The organism is Bacteroides sp. OF03-11BH (genome assembly GCF_003604005.1).
Classification (GTDB): Bacteria; Bacteroidota; Bacteroidia; order Bacteroidales; family Bacteroidaceae; genus Bacteroides; species Bacteroides ovatus.
On the sequence record NZ_QTMW01000019.1, the window covers coordinates 89,283 to 110,836 of the forward strand.

General features: G+C 42.2%; 11 protein-coding genes and 1 pseudogene. All 12 read left to right on the forward strand.

The window, feature by feature from the left end:
• Positions 1-6 precede the first annotated feature (6 nt).
• The 12 genes and pseudogenes from DXA54_RS15335 to DXA54_RS15390 all read left to right on the forward strand — a co-directional run bounded on the left by DXA54_RS15335 (position 7) and on the right by DXA54_RS15390 (position 21,554).
• Positions 7-1,548: a DUF3868 domain-containing protein gene (locus DXA54_RS15335; protein WP_004325964.1), complete on the forward strand. Its 1,542-nt coding sequence runs from the start codon at positions 7-9 to the stop codon at positions 1,546-1,548.
• A 55-nt stretch (positions 1,549-1,603) separates the two neighbouring features.
• Positions 1,604-3,192 (forward strand): annotated as a pseudogene (locus tag DXA54_RS15340) (Mfa1 family fimbria major subunit).
• Positions 3,193-3,195: 3 nt separating this feature from the next.
• On the forward strand, positions 3,196-4,164 hold the full coding sequence (locus tag DXA54_RS15345) for a FimB/Mfa2 family fimbrial subunit (protein WP_008647475.1): 969 nt from the start codon (positions 3,196-3,198) through the stop codon (positions 4,162-4,164).
• Between the two features lie 37 nt (positions 4,165-4,201).
• The gene (locus DXA54_RS15350) at positions 4,202-6,676 is read left to right on the forward strand and encodes a fimbrial protein (protein ID WP_120079948.1); all 2,475 of its coding nucleotides are present in this window, start codon (positions 4,202-4,204) and stop codon (positions 6,674-6,676) included.
• 30 nt (positions 6,677-6,706) lie between these two features.
• On the forward strand, positions 6,707-9,016 hold the full coding sequence (locus tag DXA54_RS15355; RefSeq protein ID WP_165863254.1) for a DUF4906 domain-containing protein: 2,310 nt from the start codon (positions 6,707-6,709) through the stop codon (positions 9,014-9,016).
• A gap of 33 nt (positions 9,017-9,049) precedes the next feature.
• Entirely contained in the window at positions 9,050-9,844 is a 795-nt protein-coding gene (locus DXA54_RS15360) for a DUF1566 domain-containing protein (protein ID WP_120079952.1), read from the forward strand.
• Positions 9,845-9,895: 51 nt separating this feature from the next.
• Positions 9,896-10,261 carry a DUF4469 domain-containing protein gene (locus DXA54_RS15365; protein WP_004296035.1) on the forward strand — a complete coding sequence of 122 codons (366 nt, stop codon included), beginning with the start codon at positions 9,896-9,898 and terminating at the stop codon, positions 10,259-10,261.
• 80 nt (positions 10,262-10,341) lie between these two features.
• Positions 10,342-11,235, forward strand: coding sequence for a helix-turn-helix domain-containing protein (locus DXA54_RS15370; protein ID WP_008647481.1), 894 nt, complete (start codon positions 10,342-10,344; stop codon positions 11,233-11,235).
• Between the two features lie 207 nt (positions 11,236-11,442).
• Positions 11,443-14,742 carry a glycosyl hydrolase gene (locus DXA54_RS15375; protein WP_120079954.1) on the forward strand — a complete coding sequence of 1,100 codons (3,300 nt, stop codon included), beginning with the start codon at positions 11,443-11,445 and terminating at the stop codon, positions 14,740-14,742.
• A gap of 116 nt (positions 14,743-14,858) precedes the next feature.
• Complete coding sequence (locus DXA54_RS15380; RefSeq protein WP_008647485.1) at positions 14,859-16,292, forward strand: sialate O-acetylesterase; 1,434 nt, start codon at positions 14,859-14,861, stop codon at positions 16,290-16,292.
• A gap of 33 nt (positions 16,293-16,325) precedes the next feature.
• Positions 16,326-18,626 carry a DUF5703 domain-containing protein gene (locus tag DXA54_RS15385; protein WP_120079956.1) on the forward strand — a complete coding sequence of 767 codons (2,301 nt, stop codon included), beginning with the start codon at positions 16,326-16,328 and terminating at the stop codon, positions 18,624-18,626.
• A 273-nt stretch (positions 18,627-18,899) separates the two neighbouring features.
• Positions 18,900-21,554, forward strand: a complete 2,655-nt coding sequence (locus DXA54_RS15390; protein ID WP_120079958.1) for a glycoside hydrolase family 2 protein — start codon at positions 18,900-18,902, stop codon at positions 21,552-21,554.

Consider the following 21,554-nt stretch of genomic DNA (forward strand, 5'->3'; position numbering starts at 1 on the left):
AAAAACATGATAAATCTAAAATCTATCCTATGGCTGTTGCCTCTGTCACTGCTCGTTTCTCCATTACTATATGGAGAAAACCTGCCGGACAAATGGTATAAAGGAACGATACAAGCAACAGCCATCGAATTGCAACAAGTGGGGGATTCCCTACATATTCAAGTGCTTTATGACCTTGATAAAATAAAAGTCAGTTCCAATCATTCGATAGAACTGATACCGGTATTGATTGCTGCAAACCACCAACTGGAGTTACCGGAGATTTCTGTCAAAGGGCATAGTAATTTCCAAAACCTGAAACGTAAACTGGCTTTAATGAATACACAGGAACGTGATTTTTACCAGTCGGAAGCTCCGTACTATGTTGTGAAAGGATATGGAATAACCGAAGAAAAACAAATTCGATATTCCTTGGTCATTCCATTCGAATCGTGGATGAAAGATGCACGTTTGGATATAAAAAAGGAAGTAATGGGCTGTTGCAAACCGGGCAAGTTATTATCGACGTTTCCGCTTTTCGGTACCGTCACTTTGGAGCAACCGCCTGTTCCATATCACATCGTCCCGCATATCAGTTATGTCCGCCCCCAAGTTGAACCTGTAAAAAAACGTGAGATGTCATGTGAAGCGTTCCTGGATTTTGTTGTATCAAAGACCATCATAAGGCCGGATTACATGAACAACCCGGTCGAACTGGAAAAAATATCCTCTATGCTTGCCGAAGTGAGAAATGATACAACTATTACCATTCGTGGAATATCAGTCATTGGTTATGCTTCACCGGAGGGTTCTGTCCTTTTTAACAAACAGCTTTCCGAAGGACGTGCAAAGGCACTTGTTAATTACCTTCTCCCTCGTTTCCCTTTCTCTAAAGAATTATACAAGGTGGAATATGGTGGCGAAAACTGGGAAGGACTACGTAAAATGGTTGCAGAGTCTGACATGGCAGAAAAGGATAGAATTCTTCATATTATAGATCACATACCAGTTGAAATAAACTACCGAACGAATACCAGTCGCAAGAAATCGTTGATGCTATATAAACAGGGCAATCCTTATCGGTTTATGTTGCGTGAGTATTACCCACATCTGCGTAAAGCGATCTGTAAAATAGAGTACGATGTTCAGAATTTTAATATAGAACAGGCAAAAGTGCTGATTCATAGTCGGCCACAAAATTTGAGCCTGAATGAAATTTATTTGGTCGCTCTCACTTACAAAAACGGATCACCGGAGTTTATAGAATTGTTTGAAAAAGCTGTCAGTCTCTTTCCTGATGATAAGATTGCCAACCTGAATGCTGCCTCGGCTGCACTTTCGCGAGAAGACATTGCATTAGCAGAAAAATATCTTAAGAAAGCAGAGATTTCTGCACCGGAATATGAAAATGCCGTAGGAGTGTTGTACCTGTTGAAAAGCGACTATAAACAGGCAAAGCTACATCTAATCAAAGCTGCCGAATCCGGATTGGAACAAGCATATTTCAATCTGGAGGAATTGAATAAAAAGGAAGAAGATATTCGATCAATGACTAAACTAGATTATTGATTTTTTATTTATTATAATTATCATTTTATTTACAACATTTTAAAATTTAACAAAGATGAAAACAAAAAGTTTTCTATTATCTACATTGGTGACTTTTATGTTTGCCGGCTGTAGTAGTGATGATGCCCGGGAAGGGAATATTCCGAGCGGTGAACTGAATGGAAAGGCGTATCTGTCGCTTTCCCTGCAAAGTCACACATCCACTACAAGAGCAGAGAATGTAGTAGAAAAACCGGGAAGTTCAGGGGAAAGTAAAGCAGGGACAGTCAGAGTTTTATTATTTGACGAGGAAGATGTGTGCCTTGATGTGGTTAATTTTGATGGTCTTACTGTTGGGAATAGCGGAGGAACAAGTGCAGAGGGGACAGGGACCCGGAAGCTGCAGCTAGTGAAGCTCAATTAGTACCGGAGAAGACTAAAAAAGTATTTGTGGTTATCAATCCTTACACCGACGGGAATAAAGGGTGGAATTTAACTGCGGATGCTGTAAAAGGTAAACCTTGGTCTGCAATTAACACTGCTATTGAGGCGGTTATTGCCAATGTCGCTACCACCAATCAATTCATGATGACGAGTGCTGGCAAAGGTACTGGGATAGAAGGAGCATTAACGAATGTAACAGTGCATAAGCCAAGTGGATATACCAATGAAGCCATAAATCAGGCAAAAACAGATGCCAAAAACAATCCTGCTGAAATTAGTGTGGATCGATTGAGTGCAAAAGTAGAAGTTGCGGTTAAAGACCCTTTCAGTACAAAACCTGATGGTGCCAAATTTGCTTTCGGCGGTTGGGAATTAAGCGTTACCAATAAGAGTGTGAAACTGTATAGTGAACTTATCACTTACGATAATGCCACGACTGGAGCGGTTTATCGTCGGGATAAAAACTACTTGTCTGACGAACAACCTGATGTATCAAATGCGAGTACTATGGAAACGAATATGGATGCAGCTTTCAATTATCTAAAAAATATAGATAGCGAAAGTGAGGAGATACCTGCTGTTGCACAGAGTAAGGGAACAAGTCTGTATTGTCTTGAAAATACAATGGAAGCTAAGGCACAGCAATTAGGATTCACCACCAAGGTAGTGGTAAAAGCTACATATACTCCCAATGGTTTGACCGAAAATAGCAGTTATTTCTCTTGGAAAGGGAACTATTATACATTAGGCCAGCTTAAAGATGAATATAATAACACTGCTAGTGGCGGACTGAAAACAGACTTACCTATATTCTTAAAAAAAGCGGGTGTCGTGGCAGAGGGTGTTTCGGACATAGATAAGGCGATTGCAGAGCTTACCGCAGACAAATTTACTGCGAAAACCGGTATCATCGGACGCTTCTGTGCCGTACGTTATTATCATGAATCTGTATGCTATTACGATGTCCTGATTCGTCATGACCAAAATGTAACAACCAAAATGGCTTTGGGTAGATACGGTGTGGTACGTAACAACTGGTATCACCTGGAACTTCAGAGCGTGAGCGGTCCCGGAACACCGTGGATTCCCGACCCGTCTGATCCTGATCCTACTAATCCTACACCTCCGGGTACCGATGATGATGAAGCAGACGCATACATTTCTGTAAAAATCACTATCAATCCATGGACTTACTGGACACAAGGTGTTGATTTGCATTAATAGATGAAAATCAAGAGACACATAAAGAAATACATAATAATCCTTGCCGCTTTTATGGCGGCAGGGATTACCGGTTGCGACGTCTTTCATGACGATCTCGACCAGTGTGACCTTTTTCTTGAATTCAGGTATGACTATAACATGGTAAATGAAGACTGGTTTGCCGATCAGGTGGAGGAAGTAAAAGTCTATGTGTTCGATGCAGAAGGGAAATATCTTCAGACATTCATCGAAAAAGGTAATCCGCTGAAAAATACGGACTATCGTATGCTGATCCCTTATCGACTGAAAGGCTGTACGGCTGTTGTATGGGCCGGAAAAACAGATGAGTTTTACCGGCTATCATCAATGACTGCAGGTGATCCGATAGACAAACTATCCTTAAAATACGAACCCGATAATGACATGAGCAACAATCATCTTGATGCATTATGGCATAGCGGTCCCCTGCAAATGTTTTCTCCGGAGAACATAAGCAATACAGAAACTGTCAGCCTGATACGTAATACCAATGATATAACGATAGGCATTACACGAGGCAGCAATCAGGTCGATCTTTCAAAATACAATATACAATTGATAGCGGCAAACAGTATTTATGACTATAAAAATAATTTTGGAGATGGAAACAAGAACATAATTTACCACCCTTGTGCAGATGAGGAAGACAACAAACTATCTCTTCAGACCCGGCTCCACACGCTTAGATTCGTCAAAGATGTCGCTATGCCTTTTTCCATTACGGAGCAAACATCAGGAAAAGCGATAGACATTGGAGGAGAAACAACCATAAACCTTATTGACTACTTGCTGAAAAGTAAACCAGAAACGATGGGGGACCAGGAATATCTCGACCGCAGATATCAGTGGGACATTAACATCCGCATCGGAGATAAGGAAGAGAACGGTTACATAGCATTAAGTATCACTATTAACAACTGGACCTACTGGTTCCAACCAACGGATATGTAAGACGTTTCTTTGAAACGGAATTATGGCACGATAAAGGATGAATATAACTATCAACATAAAATTTTCGGCAATTATTCTGCTTTTGACGATGTTTGCCCTGTTTACATACTCTTGTACAAAGGAGAATGAAACAACAGGCGCACGTATTTACGAAGGAGAAAGGATACCGATGAGTATTAAAATGGGGACACGCAATACTACCGTCGACGAAGATGAAGTCATAAAATCCGTACGTGCAATTGTGTTTAATGACAAAAACGAATTGGTATACAACGACGTTTCTGACGCTTCCATAAATGCTGATGGTATATACACCGCTTCCATAAGAGCGGCACGGGGATATAATAACATTTACATCATCTGTAACGAAACACCGGAGCTTACGGAAAAGCTCGCTGCCATTACATTGGAAAATGAAATAGAAAAAGTGACATTCTCCGCCATAGGTATTGTTGCTCCGCCACCTATGTATGGAAATGTGTCACGTGCCTATGTGGAATCCCGTAGCGACGGAACAAATGCCACAGTTACCATCAATAATGTTACGACAACGGAACTGCCGATTGAGGTAAACCGCATGGTGTCCCGCATCAGCTTTACGGCAATTAAAAATATCGCCAATGAGGATGAAGATTTTAAAGTAACCAGACTGAATGTAAAAGTGTGTCGAATGCCGGTTGCCACTACTATAGGGGAGGGGCAGGCATATACGGAAAATATATGGTCGGATGATCTTACTATATCAGGAACAGGCGAGCTCGATAATAACGGTACGTATACGATAAATGGAAATAACTACACCATTCCTGATAACATAGATTTCATAACGATTCCTACTACTTATATTCCCGAACACATATTGGCCGACCCTCAAAATGCTTCACAAGCAACCTATCTTAAAATAGATGCACAATGCGTTCTTAAAAACGGCAGCACACAGGTGCTGAACTGCATCTATCTGCTGAATATCGGTCAGGAGCCTCCTAAGAATCATAACCTGATACGAAACAACCATTATCAAATATACGCCACCATTACCGGCATGGGAGCAATGGGACTTTATGCAGAAATAGTGGCAATGGAGGAACATGATATCACTATCAACTGGAAACCGATTGACGGGCTGGTCATTGTAAGTGACAAGGCTGCAGACTATGACGCCGTAGCCGATACGTCCAGAAATGTGAATATATGGAATGACTTTAGTGTTTATTCAGGGATACTGAAAGCATATCATTCAGGAACAGGATACAAGGATATCCTATTTAAATACGGCAGCCTGATAGCCATAAGTTCACCGGATGCAGATACGGGATTCACCCCACCTGCCAATGCCACTACATTGAACGATGTACTTTGGTATCCGGGCTCGTACACTCCTTTAAATATTACGGAATGGGCGGATATTCCTTATCTGGAAACGGATAAAATACCCACAGATAATACAATCGCCCAAGTGACAGCGGGAAAGGGAGACCCTTGCAAACTTGCCGGACTATCCGAATCCCAAATTAAGACTTTGGGGATTGTGGATAATAAGCAGTGGCGCATGGCTACTCCGGCTGAAAATCAAATACTGAAAACGGCAGCGGATAATGAAAGTAATTCACGGGGTTATCCTTCATTCCATTGGTTGTTTTCTCCACATAACAGGTATAGGGATACAAACGGTATATCGCAAGGAGACCGTTCCAATGGATGGTATTGGGACAACAATGCTACCGTATTCAATTTTTCCGGAGAAAATCCGCAAAATGCAGGAATTCAAGAAAATATGAACAGGCAAAACGCGTATATGATCCGTTGTGTGCGCAATGAGATGATAAAAAGCCAACTGGAAGTAGGTATCGTCAGCAGCCCGACTTATCAGGGAACCGAAACAAGTGGAAATGCTTATTTTGGTATTATCTCGAATATTCCTTACTGGACAGCAACACTTGTCACAGAAGGAGCAGATGTGGGATCAACAACCGAATTTGACGATTTCTCATTTGTAGCCGGAGAAACAATACATACCACCCATGGCAGTAACACTCAAAACATTCCTATATACGTCAAACGTAAAGAAAGCACCTCATCCCGTTCATTTAGAGTGAAAGTGGAGGGGATCGGTTTGGAAGGAAAGACAGTCAATAAAATACTCACAGTTTCTCAAAGCGGGTATATTTTACGTGCGAAGACAGGATTAAGTAGCATAGGTAATATACCACAAGGAGAACACTCTTATACTACGACTATTGCCCTTACTCCTACAGACGTAACCCTGCCTGCTGGAAAGTTGTATTTACAAATTACTTACGGAGGTACTGTAAGGTGTGAAAGTACTAAAGTAGATATTGAATCGGGTAAATATAGTTATAATGTTGATATTACCATTCCGGAAAACAATAGTCCAAGTATCGTTGAACTTATAGGAAATATATATTTAGAGTATGAAAACAACTATACAGTTTCTCTTGGCAGTCCGATAATTAAGCAGAACGGGACAATATCCTCCGACAATGAGAATTGAGATGAAAGTATGATGATAAATAGATACAATATGACAATAAATATAAAATATAATGCGTATTTCCGGACAGCTTGCATTGCTTTGTTTTCACTGATATTCACAGGCTGTACAAAAGATAAACTGGAAGAATTCAGTCCTGGAAATGCTACCGGTAAAATGGTAATGGTCAGCCTGAATGTCAGCCTTCCCCCTGCTGTAGAGCCAACATCTGTGAGCAGGTATGCAGTTACCAAGCCATTTTTTAGAAACAGAACCAATGCTGATTCGCCGTTTACGGTGATTTTGGGAGAGGGGCAAAAGGAATATGCAATAAACTCTAATACCCGGGTATCCGATGGTACAACCTCGTTATATAATCTTTGGCTTTTCCAGTTTCATGAGAATGGTTCGATCAACGGAAAACCTCACAAACTTAGTGATGTAAAGACAGCTATTAATGACATGGTAACTATAGATGTTCCCTTAGTTGTGGCAGATAATCAGACTTTATACCTGCTTGTACTGGGACCTAAACTTGATTGTGATATGAGTGAAGTGGGAACACTTGATGATCTCAAGAAATGGAATTTCAAATATCTAACTAATGTAGAAGGACATACCCAATCGCTTATCACAGCTGATAATGAGGTGCCATTTGCCGGAGAAGTGTCAGGAGTCACTGTCGTAAACGTTGATGATGGTAAACGTGGCCTGGTGGAATACAACAAGCCCGTCGGTTTTGTAGGAGGTATTGAAATCAGGAGGTTGATGGCACGCATTACATTACGCTATAAATTTGAAGTGGAGAATTACCAATTACAAGGACTGAAATTATTGAATGTCAACAATACGATTCGACTTACCAACCCTTCAAAAAATACCACCGAGGACACTTATGCCACGCTTGAAACTGTTGATTTTGAGGGACCCGATTCCAATGATTTCTATTCGGCAACCTGGTATGTTGCACAGAATTGTCAAGGGACGATAGAAAAAATTCTTAGTGAAAATCAACGCTACTATAAAATTGTTGATAAAACCCCTGCTGGGGATGCACCGCCATTGGGTACGCAGATTGAGGCATGGGCATACCCGACAACTGCATCTGCAACTGACGAATATGCAATTTACCAGATGTATGTTGGAAATAACAATACCAATAACTTTGACGTAGAACCCAACCATTTTTACAACCTACGTACTACCATAAATGCAGACCTAACTTCAGCAAAGAATGACGAACGGATCAGAACGTATACCGCCAGTCAGTATGTAGAGTTTCATGCCAGTCAGAATATAAGCGTTGGTGGAGGAGCGAAATTTTATTATACAAAATACAACAAAGCGGGCGTAAGATATGATCTTGATGCAGCCTATGATGTACGTCCCATAGTTATACAGACTCAAGGACGGAAAGTGGAAGTTGGGATATATACGGATAATCTCTGTATCACAAAAGTTTCTTCTGATAAGAGTTGGCTCTATCTGTCTTCCTCATCTAATTATACAGATGCGTTCAACAATACTGATGAGCCATTGGCTACATCTGCCAAAGCAAATACCATACTTCCTACACAAGTGAAGTTTTATCTTTACAATGATGAATATGTTTATGATGAAAACGGTAAACTGGTCAATCCTGGTGAAAATGATAAGGACGGAAAGCGTTCCCTGTATATTAAAGTGACTACTACAACCGAGGGTGACGAAGGAGAGCCTATACAAGCTTATCATATATTCAAGATGGATCAGCGACCAGCTGTATATGCCGGACGTTTCGGAGGAGGGAAAGATGCAGACGGGAACTATATGATGGGATTAGTGCATGACAGATTGCCTGCGCGCGGCAGCTCTAAATATTTGGAAGACATAACAGTTGGAACAATACAATATGGTTATGATAAAGTTGAAACAGCTACATACTCATACGGAACCGATAATATGGATTACGGAAAAGAGGCAACGAGAAATTTGGCTGAGAATATTAAAAATCTCACTTGGAATAACGAAAAAATAGCTGCTCCGCAAAAAAATGCATCTGGATATGTATTGCTCTATCAATATCAATATCCGGCCAGCTCCTTTTCAGCGAGAGTTTGCTATGACAAAAACAGGGATAAAAATGGAAACGGACGAATTGATAAAGAGGAAATGGAATGGTATTTCCCGGCCTCTAATCAAATGATTGGTATGTATATAGGCAGTTTTTTAAATAACGAAAACTTTCCTGGTGGTGCAACAACAGAAGACGGAAATGACAATGTCAAAAGATGGTACCAAGGGGTGAATTCTTATCAAAAAATGCAAACCGGATTTTCCAAATGTGTCAGAGATATAGATATCTCGCTCGATACTGATTAATGATGACATGAACTAAAATAAATAAAGAACAAAATGAAAAGAATAACAGTCATAATCTTCGTATCTTTTTTTATCCTGCTGAAAGGGTATTCTCAAAAGATTGAAATATATGAAGAGGCGGGAATTAAGTATGCAGCTATTAAATCAATGGAGTTACCGGCAAACAGGGTGGAAAATAAAAGTGAAAACCCTGACTTTTATAAAACTATTCAATTATTTAAGTACACCGACAGCGGTATGGATACTGAACCCATTCAAGTTAACGGTGAGAATGTTTATGTAAAACGGATTACACGACATCCTTACAACGAGAATAATCAAACAATAAAAATCGTTTGGAAAGTATCGGAATACTTTATCATTTCTCCGGATAATGTATGTAGCGATGGAAATGATAGTGATGGAAAGAATGTGGGAGAGAAAACAATGAAATGGGCTACAGCGAACGGATACCTTGCTACGGCAAACACAAATAGTTACACTACGGCAAGTTTTGCAGTACCTAAAGGATGTGCAATGTATCGTGGAAAGGACGGGAAAGATGAACCTGGGACATGGCGGATACCTACATTAAGGGAGGGAAGCCTAATTATGATTTTTTATAAGGAATTAGAGAGAACCAAGGATAAAGGCACCGATTTCCAGCCGTTTGATTTGTCGTTAGATGATAAAAAGGGAACAGCTTATTGGTTGGCAACAGAAAATAATAGTAGTGGGAGTGCATGGTCTATAAAATTTTATCCTATGGCAGTGAAATATACATCATCCCTTATCTCCAAGGGTAGCACTCTTTATCTCCGCTGTATCCGGGATATTCCATTAAAATGAGTTACGAACAAAATCATTATCAGTTTATATACACACTTATTATCATACCAAATGAAAACGATAAAAGCCGAAATATTAATGATTGAAGGAGCACCATTCCCTGCCATTGAAAAAGTATATGATCCTTCAAGTAAAAAATGTAATGGGAGGATTACACCACAAGCCCCCATTGTCATCACCGGACATCACTTGGATATGTTAACATGGGATAGCGCCAATCTATACCTTGTGTCTTCAGTAAATGACAGAATGTTGATAGAATGTGGTGATATTCATAAATATTCGGACGATAAAGTGTATACAACCATTCCTGATATTGATGAAGGTGAATATTTTCTGGCACTGATGATTCTGATGAAAGATAAAGAAAGTTTCTTATATATCTTTCCCATATCTTTGATTGTACAATTTACTTAATCAAAATGTCACGATTAACATATGTATATGATAGAAGCAAGAAATAAAGACAAACAGCATAATAGCATAAATTGCAGTCAATGAAAGATAATAAGCCATATAGGCAAAATAAAGTATTTGATAATATATCAGAAACAGAAGAGTTTAATGTCTATACTAAAATAGACGATTTACCGCTTAATGAAACTCCTGCGTATCTTGAAGAAGGGATAAACGGGATATGTACGGGAGGCAGTGCGCTTTTCAATGTTTTTGGTAATAAACGACGGATTGTTTCCAATGATCTGGTTGTTATTTTTCCTTTCCAGTTGGCTGCTGTCACAGAGATTAGCGATGACTTTTCAATGACTTTTCTCAAAGTATCCAAAAACTTGTTTATGGATACGATAAGCGGAGTATGTATACCTACTCTTGATTTTTTCTTTTATATGCGGAAAAATTTCAGCACTCCGCTATGCGATGAAGAATGTCAACGCTTCATTCACTTTTGTCATATACTGATTTATCGTATCAACTTGCCTCGGAACTTATTCAGACGGGAGTCTATTATGCAACTATTACGTGTTTTCTATTGGGATATCTATGTGGCTTATAAAAGAAATCCGAAAGCTGCCGAATTAGTAAAATATACCCGTAAGGAAAAACTTTTATTCGACTTCTTTTGTTTGGTGATCGAATTTCATACCGTAAGCCGGGATGTTGCGTTTTATGCGCAAAAGATGTGCGTGTCCGCTAAACACCTTACAATGGTAATTACGGATATGAGCGGCCGTTCGGCAAAAGACTGGATTATAGAATATTCCATTCTTGAGATAAAGGCTCTTCTACGGGATTCGGACCTTGAAATAAAAGAAGTGGCATCACGTACAAACTTCCAGTCGAATTCCGTTATGACAAGGTTCTTTCGCGAACATACCGGCATGACACCGTCTGATTATAGAGAAAGAATTTTTATTCAGATAGATGGATCATGATTTATAGTTAGTTAAGTAATATACGAAATACTGCCTGTGAAGGTCGTCTATTGTTTGTTTTGTTTGTGTGGTGCACCTTCTTCCGAGAGTAGGAAAGGAGGTGCACCTTTTTTTGATTAAAGTTGTTATATTCCTGATCTCATAAGCTAATAGTGAGTACAAAACAGAGTGATTTTCGTCTTTACTTTAGTAAAAATATAGACTGGAATGAAAAGCCGACTGAAACAACAAATATTTGCACTTTCTCTATTAGCATGGACAGCCGTATGCCCTGCCGATGCACAGCAAACACGCTCACTTAGGGAGCAATTTCAAAATCCGTCAGACGAAGCAAAACCCTGGACCTTTTGGTATTGGATGTATGGTGCCGTGTCTAAAGAAGGCATTACAGCCGACTTGGAGGCAATGAAACATGCCGGATTAGGAGGTACTTATCTGATGCCGATTAAAGGTATTCATGAAGGTGCCCAATACGATGGCAAGGCGCAGCAGCTAACTCCCGAATGGTGGGAGATGGTACGTTTCAGCATGGAAGAAGCAGATCGTTTGGGGCTGAAATTGGGGATGCACATTTGTGATGGTTTCGCATTGGCGGGAGGCCCCTGGATTACTCCCGAAGAATCTATGCAAAAAGTGGTTTGGAGTGATACGATTGTAAACGGAGGAAAGCTGATGGCTATTCGCTTGCCACAACCGGAGGCTTATGAAAACTACTATGAAGACATCGCATTATTCGCTTTGCCGGTAGAAGGCGCAGCGGACGAAATGCAGGCAAAAATTACCTGTGTCAATTTAGCCACAACAGGAAATGTAAAAGCTGCTCAAACAGTGAATATGGATGCGGCAGGGGTGATCCGTTCTTCGTATCCTTGTTATATCCAGTATGAATACGAACAACCCTTCACTTGTCGGAATATTGAAATCGTTTTAAATGGTAATAATTATCAGGCACACCGCTTGAAAGTAATGGCCAGTGATGACGGAGTGAATTATCGTTTAGTTAAGCAGTTGGTTCCTGCCCGTCAGGGATGGCAGAATACGGATGAGAATTCAACTCATAGTATTCCTCCGACTACCGCCCGTTTCTTCCGTTTCTACTGGACTCCTGAAGGAAGCGAACCGGGAAGTGAAGATATGGATGCTGCCAAATGGAAGCCCAATCTGAAAATAAAAGAATTACGCCTGCATCGGGAAGCCCGTCTGAACCAGTGGGAAGGAAAAGCCGGACTGGTATGGCGTGTTGCTCAAGCTACCAAAGAAGAGGAAGTTGGGAAACAGGACTGCTATTCACTTTCACAAGTCATCAATCTGACAGAGCAATATACCGGTCATTCGAATGGAAAAACATTGACTGCCACTCTCCCCAAAGGAAAATGGAAATTACTACGCATGGGACATACAGCTACCGGACATACCAATGCGACAGCGGGAGGCGGAAAAGGATTGGAATGTGATAAGTTTAACCCGAAAACGGTACGGAAACAATTCGATAACTGGTTTGCGCAGGCATTTGCAAAGACCAATCCCGAAGTAGCTCGTCGCGTACTGAAATATATGCATGTCGACAGTTGGGAATGTGGCAGCCAAAACTGGAATAAACGTTTCGCTATTGAATTTCAGAAACGTCGTGGCTACGATTTGATGCCTTATCTACCTCTATTGGCAGGTATTCCGATGGAAAGTGTCGAACAAAGTGAAAAGATTCTGCGAGACGTACGTACTACCATATCAGAACTCGTCGTAGATGTGTTTTATCAGGTATTGGCGGACTGTGCGAGAGAATATGATTGCCAGTTTTCGGCAGAATGTGTAGCTCCGACGATGGTAAGCGATGGTCTACTACATTATCAAAAAGTAGATCTTCCGATGGGTGAATTTTGGTTGAACAGTCCTACACATGACAAACCGAATGATATGCTCGACGCTATTAGCGGAGCACATATCTACGGAAAGAATATTATTCAGGCTGAAGGGTTCACGGAAGTGCGTGGCACGTGGGATGAATACCCCGGAATGTTGAAAGCCTTGTTGGATCGTAATTACGCATTAGGAATCAATCGTCTTTTCTACCATGTATATGTACATAATCCCTGGTTGGACCGCAAGCCCGGTATGACATTGGATGGCATCGGACTTTTCTTCCAACGAGATCAGACCTGGTGGGATAAAGGCGCAAAAGCCTTTTCCGAATATGCTACCCGTTGCCAGTCGTTATTGCAATATGGACATCCGGTAACAGACATCGCAGTCTTTACAGGCGAAGAAGTTCCAAGACGTTCGATATTACCGGAACGATTGGTTCCCTCTCTACCGGGAATCTTCGGTGCAGAACGAGTGGAAAGTGAACGCATCCGTCTGGCTAATGAGGGACAGCCTTTACGTGTACGTCCGGTAGGTGTTACTCATTCAGCTAACATGGCTGATCCGGAGAAATGGGTGAATCCGCTTCGTGGATATGCATACGATAGTTTTAATAAAGATGCAATCCTTCGTTTGGCGAAAGCCGAAAACGGACGAATAACGTTGCCGGGTGGAGCAAGTTATAAAGTGTTGGTACTGCCTCTTTCGCGTCCTATGAATCCCGAACCTGTATTGTCATCGGAAGTGCAGAAGAAAATCAATGAACTAAAAGAAGCTGGCATTTTGGTACCTTCTTTACCTTATACAGAAGAAGATTTTTCTGTGTATGGCTTGGAACGTGACATGATCGTGCCGGAAGATATTGCCTGGACGCATCGTCGTGGCGAACTTGGCGAACTCTATTTCGTAGCCAACCAAAAGGACGAAACACGCACGTTTACCGCAAGTATGCGTATTAACGGTAGAAAACCGGAATGTTGGAACCCGGTGACGGGTGAAATGAATGTCCATCCTTCCTATCGTATCAACGGAAACCGGACGGAAGTTACTCTCACATTGGCTCCTAATGAGTCCGTATTCATCGTATATCCTGTGGAGGGAGTACATGAAGGCTATGGAGAATCCTCTCTCCAACTGCAAAAGGAGAAAAAAGATACAGCTAAAGCCCCTTTAAACATAGCTTTGGAGGCAAAGGAATATACTATAACTTTTGCAGCTAACCAAAAAACGCTCACACGACAAGAACTCTTCGACTGGAGCCAAGAATCGGACGAACAGATACGTTACTATTCGGGGACAGCGACTTATAAGATCACTTTCCGCTGGAAAAATAAACCGAATAAAGACCAACAGATTTATCTGAATCTGGGAACAGTTTATAATTTGGCAACTGTTCGTGTGAATGGCGTAGATTGTGGCACAATCTGGACTGCTCCTTATCGTGCAAATATTACAGGTGCCCTGAAAAAAGGAACTAATGAGCTTGAAATAGAGGTTACAAATACTTGGGCGAATGCACTGACAGGAGCTGATGAAGGAAAAGCACCGTTTGATGGCATTTGGACTAATGCAAAATATCGCAGGGCAGAGAAAACGTTGCTTCCGGCAGGATTGCTCGGACCTTTGAGTTTTTCTACCACAGAATAAAATAGATTTTTAAGGCACGGATTACGCGGATTACACGGTTTATGAGAATCGTATTACATAAAGTAACAGCGCAATCCATGTAATCCGTGCCCAATTCATTATAATATAGCTAAAGTATGAAAAGTTCAATTATTAAAACAGGTACAATGTTGGCAGGTTTTCTGCTTGCTGCCTGCCTGTCAACACACGCAGAAGTAAAGCTACCGGCTATTTTTTCTGATGGCATGGTGATGCAGCAACAGACCAATGCAAACCTTTGGGGGACGGCAACTCCTCATAAAAAAGTAACAGTAACCACTAGTTGGAATGGAAAACAATATGCAGCAACAGCAGATAAAAATGGGGCATGGAAACTGACAGTAGCTACTCCCGAAGCGGGAGGCCCTTATACTGTGACTTTTGATGATGGAACCCAAAAGACACTGAATAATATTCTGATAGGCGAACTTTGGCTTTGTTCCGGACAAAGTAATATGGAAATGCCGATGAAAGGCTTCAAAAACCAACCGGTGGAAAATGCCAATATGGACATTCTTCACAGCAAGAATCCACAAATCCGTCTGTTTACGGTGAAACGTACTTCTACATTCACTCCGCAGAATGACGTTATCGGTTCGTGGAAAGAAGCAACCCCGGCCAGCGTCCGTGATTTCAGCGCAACAGCCTATTATTTCGGGAGACTGGTAAATGAAATATTAGATGTTCCGGTTGGGTTGGTTGTAGCAGCCTGGGGTGGTTCCGCCTGTGAAGCATGGATGACAGCGGACTGGCTGAAAGCCTTCCCGGAAGCGAAGATTCCTCAAACGGAAGCCGACATAAAATCCAAGAACCGTACTCCGACCGTGCTTTATAACGGTATGTTGCATCCGTTAATCGGTATGACCATGAAAGGAGTGATTTGGTATCAGGGCGAAGATAACTGGAATCGTGCCCATACATATGCTGATATGTTTACCCGATTGATTAACGGTTGGCGTGCCGAATGGAAACAGGGTGATTTTCCCTTTTATTATTGCCAGATAGCTCCGTATGATTACGGGATTATTACCGAAAAAGGAAAGGAAGTGATAAATTCGGCATATCTCCGGGAGGCACAGGCAAAAGTTGAACATCGTGTAGCTAACAGCGGTATGGCTGTATTACTGGATGCAGGAATGGAAAAAGGTATTCATCCCGCAAAGAAACAGGTTGCAGGCGAACGCCTGGCACTTCTGGCTTTAACTAAAACGTATGGAGTGGAAGGCGTGAATGGCGAAAGTCCTTATTATAAAAGCATTGAAATAAAGAACGACACCGTAGTTGTCAGCTTCGAACGTGCCAATATGTGGATCAGCGGCAAGAACTGTTTCGAATCGAAAAACTTTCAGGTAGCCGGCGAAGATAAAGTTTTTTACCCGGCCAAAGCATGGATAGAACGTAGTAAGATGCTGGTGAAAAGCGATAAAGTACCGCACCCGGTAGCTGTTCGATATTGTTTTGAAAACTATGTGGAAGGAGATGTATATTGCGACGGATTGCCTTTAGGGTCTTTTCGTTCGGATGATTGGTAATAGCAAATAGACAAGGTAAAATATGAAAAATATATGAAGAGATTTTATCTGATTATAACCATACTGTTTGTTGGCGTGTCGGCTCTTTGGAGTCAGCATGCCAATGTCATTTGGAATACTCCCAGTCGTAATTCTTCTGAATCTATGCCCTGTGGCGGTGGAGATATTGGGATGAATATATGGGTAGAAGACGGTGACGTTATGTTCTATGTGAGCCGTAGCGGTACATTCGACGAAAACAACTGCCAGTTAAAACAAGGGCGTGTACGTCTCCGCCTGTCGCCCAATCCTTTCAAAGACGCTAAAGATTTTCGTCAGGAGTTGAAGCTAAAAGACGGATATGTAGAAATCGCGGCGGGAAACACGCAGATACAATTTTGGGTAGATGTTTTTCATCCGATTATACATGTAGAGGTAACAAATGCACAACCGTTGCAGACTGAAGTCTTTTATGAAAATTGGCGCTATCAGGAACGGCCTGTCAGAAAAGGAGAGGGGCAACAGTGTTCCTACAAATGGGCTCCCCCGAAAGGTACTGTGACGGAGTCCGACTGTGTTTCCGTAAATACAAATCAACTTCTGTTCTATCATCGCAATCCCGAACAGACCGTTTTTGATGTAGTTGTCGCTCAACAAGGAATGAACGAAGTAAAATCTCAAATGATGAATCCTCTGAAAAACTTAACTTTCGGAGGAACTCTTTTTGGTGAAAACTTAGAATTTGCAGGCACTGCGGATGATGTATATGCCGGAACAGACTACCGTGCCTGGAAATTCCGTTCTTCCAAAGCAGCTCGGAAAGAACATTTCTGCATTGTGTTACATACAGACCAGACAGAAACAATAGAAGAGTGGGAGCAGGGAATACAAATAGCTTTGCATAGAATAGCCCCCAAAGGCAAAGTTTCATCGAAGACTATCATACAGGATAAAAAACAGACCCGTTCGTGGTGGAATTCCTTTTGGCAACGCAGTTTTATCGAAGCAGATGGTGAAGCCAAAGAAATAACTAGAAACTACACCCTTTTCCGTTATATGCTGGGATGTAATGCTTATGGCAGCGTACCGACTAAATTCAATGGTGGACTATTTACCTTTGATCCTTGCCATGTCGATGAAAAACAATCTTTTACCCCTGACTACCGGAAATGGGGAGGTGGTACGATGACTGCACAGAATCAACGTTTAGTATACTGGCCGATGCTGAAAAGCGGAGACTTTGATATGATGCCTTCCCAGTTTGATTTTTATAACCACATGTTGAAAAATGCAGAACTGCGAAGCCGTGTATATTGGCAACATGATGGAGCCTGCTTTAGCGAGCAGATCGAAAATTTCGGTTTGCCGAACCCCGCAGAATATGGTTTCAAACGACCGGACTGGTTTGACAAAGGATTGGAATATAATGCCTGGCTGGAATATGAATGGGATACGGTTCTTGAGTTCTGCCAAATGATATTGGAAACAAAGAACTATGCAAATGCTGATATTACCCCTTATTTACCTCTGATCGAGAGTTCGCTGACATTCTTCGACGAACATTACCGGCAACTAGCTTCCCGCCGGGGACGGAAAGCGTTGGATGGCAACGGACATCTGATTCTTTTCCCGGGCTCTGCTTGTGAGACATATAAGATGACTAATAATGCCAGTAGCACCATCGCTGCTCTAAAAACAGTATTGGAAACTTATGGAAAGAAGGAAGAGATGCTAAAGACAATCCCTCCGATTCCATTGCGGTACATAGAAATAAAAGATACGTTGAATCCGACTATTGCTCCGGTCTTGAAGCAAACAATTTCGCCCGCTGTAAGTTGGGAACGAATTAATAATGTTGAAACGCCACAACTTTATCCAGTGTTTCCATGGCGTATTTATGGAGTAGGAAAGGAGGATCTGGATATAGCCCGTAATACCTACTTTTATGACCCGGATGCCATCAAGTTCCGTTCGCATACCGGATGGAAACAAGATAATATATGGGCTGCCTGTTTAGGCCTGACCGAAGAAGCAAAGAAACTATCTTTAGCCAAATTATCGAATGGACCGCATCGTTTCCCCGCATTTTGGGGACCGGGATATGACTGGACACCCGATCACAACTGGGGAGGTAGCGGCATGATAGGACTTCAGGAAATGCTATTGCAAACCAATGGAGAACAAATACTCCTTTTCCCGGCATGGCCGAAAGAATGGAACGTACATTTCAAACTTCATGCTCCGGGCGAAACAACAGTAGAAGCCACTCTGAAAGACGGAAAAGTGACAGACTTGAAAGTTTTACCGGAAAGTAGAGAAAAGGATATTGTTATAATGATTGAAAAGGAAAAATGATAATTTTGCGGAGTGCCCTGAAAGGGCTTAATTATATAGCGTAGGGCAACGCCCTACGTAAAAACGACAATCTGAATTTGCGCCCTGAAAGGGCATAATTGTATACAGTTCCGCCCTTTCAGGGCTTGTGACTGGTGTGTTTTTTTCGTAGGGCGTTGCCCTACGCTATATAATTAAGCCCTTTCAGGGCACCCCAATAAATATATAATTGTAAGGCCTTCAACCTAACTGCTAAATTCCCATTTAACGAATGAAATATATAAATAAAGAATTATGAATAAAAGACCATTTATCATCTTATCAGCTTTTCTGTTGCTATTCTCCTTGATAGAAAAAGGGCAGGCTACAGAAACTTACCGTCCCGAGACATCGGTTGCCGGATTCATCCAGCTTCCCGGTAGCGGGCGACAAGTCTATAATTTCAATCCGGGATGGCGCTTTTTCAGAGGCGATGTCCGGGGAGCAGAAGCGGTAAACTTTGATGACCGTTCCTGGAACGTCGTTTCCACCCCTCATACTGTAGAGTTGATGCCGGCCGAAGGAAGCGGATGCCGCAATTATCAGGGACCAGCTTGGTACCGTAAACACTTTGTCCTCCCCGCTGAAACAAAAGGGCAACGGGTAGTGCTTCATTTTGAAGCAGCTATGGGCAAACAGATTCTTTATCTGAATGGTAAACGCATCCAGGAACATCTGGGAGGTTATCTACCTTTTACTTTAGACTTGACTGCCAATGGTGTACAGGCCGGAGACTCCTGTCTGCTCGCTGTTTTCACGGACAACAGTGATGACAAATCCTATCCTCCCGGAAAACGTCAATACACATTAGACTTTGCTTATCATGGTGGCATTTACCGTGATGTATGGATGATTGCCAAATCTCCGGTAGCTATTACTGACGCTATTGATTCACAAACCGTTGGCGGTGGAGGTGTATTCGTTCATTTTGATAAGATCAGTGAAAAGAGTGCGCAGGTATATGTAAACACCGAAGTTCAGAATGACGACACCCGTTCCGAGTCAGTCATTGTAGAAACGACTTTGACAGATGCGGATGGAAAAGTAATCAAGCGCAGTTCAGGAAAACTTTCTTTAAAGCCGGGAGAGAAGAAATCCATCCGTCAACAGATGGAAGTAAAGAATCCTACTCTTTGGTCACCGGACACACCTTATTTATATAGAGTACAATCACGTATTAAAAAAGGAAATAAATCCATTGACGGAGGCATTACCCGTGTCGGTATTCGTCTGGCAGAATTCCGTGGTAAAGACGGATTCTGGCTGAATGGCAAACCTTTCGGACAACTGGTAGGAGCCAATCGCCATCAGGATTTTGCATACGTAGGCAATGCTTTGCCGAACTCACAGCAATGGCGTGACGCCAAACGTCTGCGTGATACCGGATGCACCATTATTCGTGTAGCCCACTATCCCCAAGACCCTGCCTTCATGGATGCCTGTGACGAGCTCGGTCTGTTCGTGATTGTCGCTACTCCGGGATGGCAGTACTGGAACAAAGACCCGAAATTCGGAGAGTTGGTTCATCAGAATACCCGCGAAATGATTCGTCGTGACCGTAATCACCCTTCCGTATTGATGTGGGAACCCATCTTGAATGAAACCCGCTATCCGCTCGATTTTGCCTTGAAAGCTCTTGAGATTACCAAAGAAGAATATCCCTATCCGGGACGTCCGGTAGCTGCTGCCGATGTCCATTCTGCCGGAGTGAAAGAGCATTATGACGTTGTTTATGGCTGGCCGGGTGATGATGAAAAAGAAGACAAACCGGAGCAATGTATCTTTACCCGTGAATTCGGGGAGAATGTAGACGACTGGTATGCTCACAACAATAATAACCGTGCCAGCCGCAGTTGGGGAGAACGCCCGTTACTGGTACAGGCTATGTCCTTGGCAAAGAGCTATGACGAGATGTACCGCACGACCGGTTTGTTTATCGGTGGTGCCCAATGGCATCCGTTCGACCATCAGCGTGGCTATCATCCGGACCCTTATTGGGGCGGTATTTATGATGCTTTCCGTCAGAAGAAATATGCGTATGAAGTATTTCGCAGCCAGTCGCCGGCCAGCCTCAAACACCCATTGGCAGAATGTGGCCCGATGATATTCATTGCTCATGAAATGTCACAGTTCTCCGATAAGGACGTAGTTGTATTCACAAACTGTGATTCAGTCCGTCTTTCTATTTATGATGGAACGAAAACCTGGACGAAACCGGTGGTTCATGCCAAAGGACACATGCCGAATGCTCCCGTTATATTCGAGAATGTCTGGGACTTTTGGGAAGCACGCGGATATAGCTATACCCAAAAGAACTGGCAAAAAGTGAACATGGTTGCCGAAGGAATCATCGACGGAAAAGTAGTATGCACTCAAAAGAAAATGCCTTCCCGACGTTCCACCAAACTACGCCTTTACATAGATACCCAAAAAGTGAACCTGGTAGCTGACGGCTCTGACTTTATCGTCGTAGTTGCTGAAGTAACCGATGATAGTGGAAATGTGCGCCGTCTGGCAAAAGAGAACATCGTTTTCACGGTAGAAGGTGAAGGAGAAATCATCGGAGATGCTACTATTGGCGCCAATCCCCGTGCGGTGGAGTTCGGCTCTGCTCCGGTGTTGATTCGTTCTACCCGGAAAGCCGGAAAAATTAAGGTGAAAGCCCGCGTACAGTTTGAGGGCACTCAAGCTCCGACAGCTACTGAAATTGAACTGGAAAGCGTTCCTGCAGAACTCCCTTTCTGCTATGAGGAACAGGCTTATGAAATACAAAGGACAACACCGTCCACTCTTAATGCACCCCCGGTCAAGGGATCATCTGAAGGAAAAGTACAACTGACAGAGGAAGAACGCCAACGGGTGTTGGATGAAGTAGAACGTCAACAGACTGAATTTGGAACTGAAAAATAG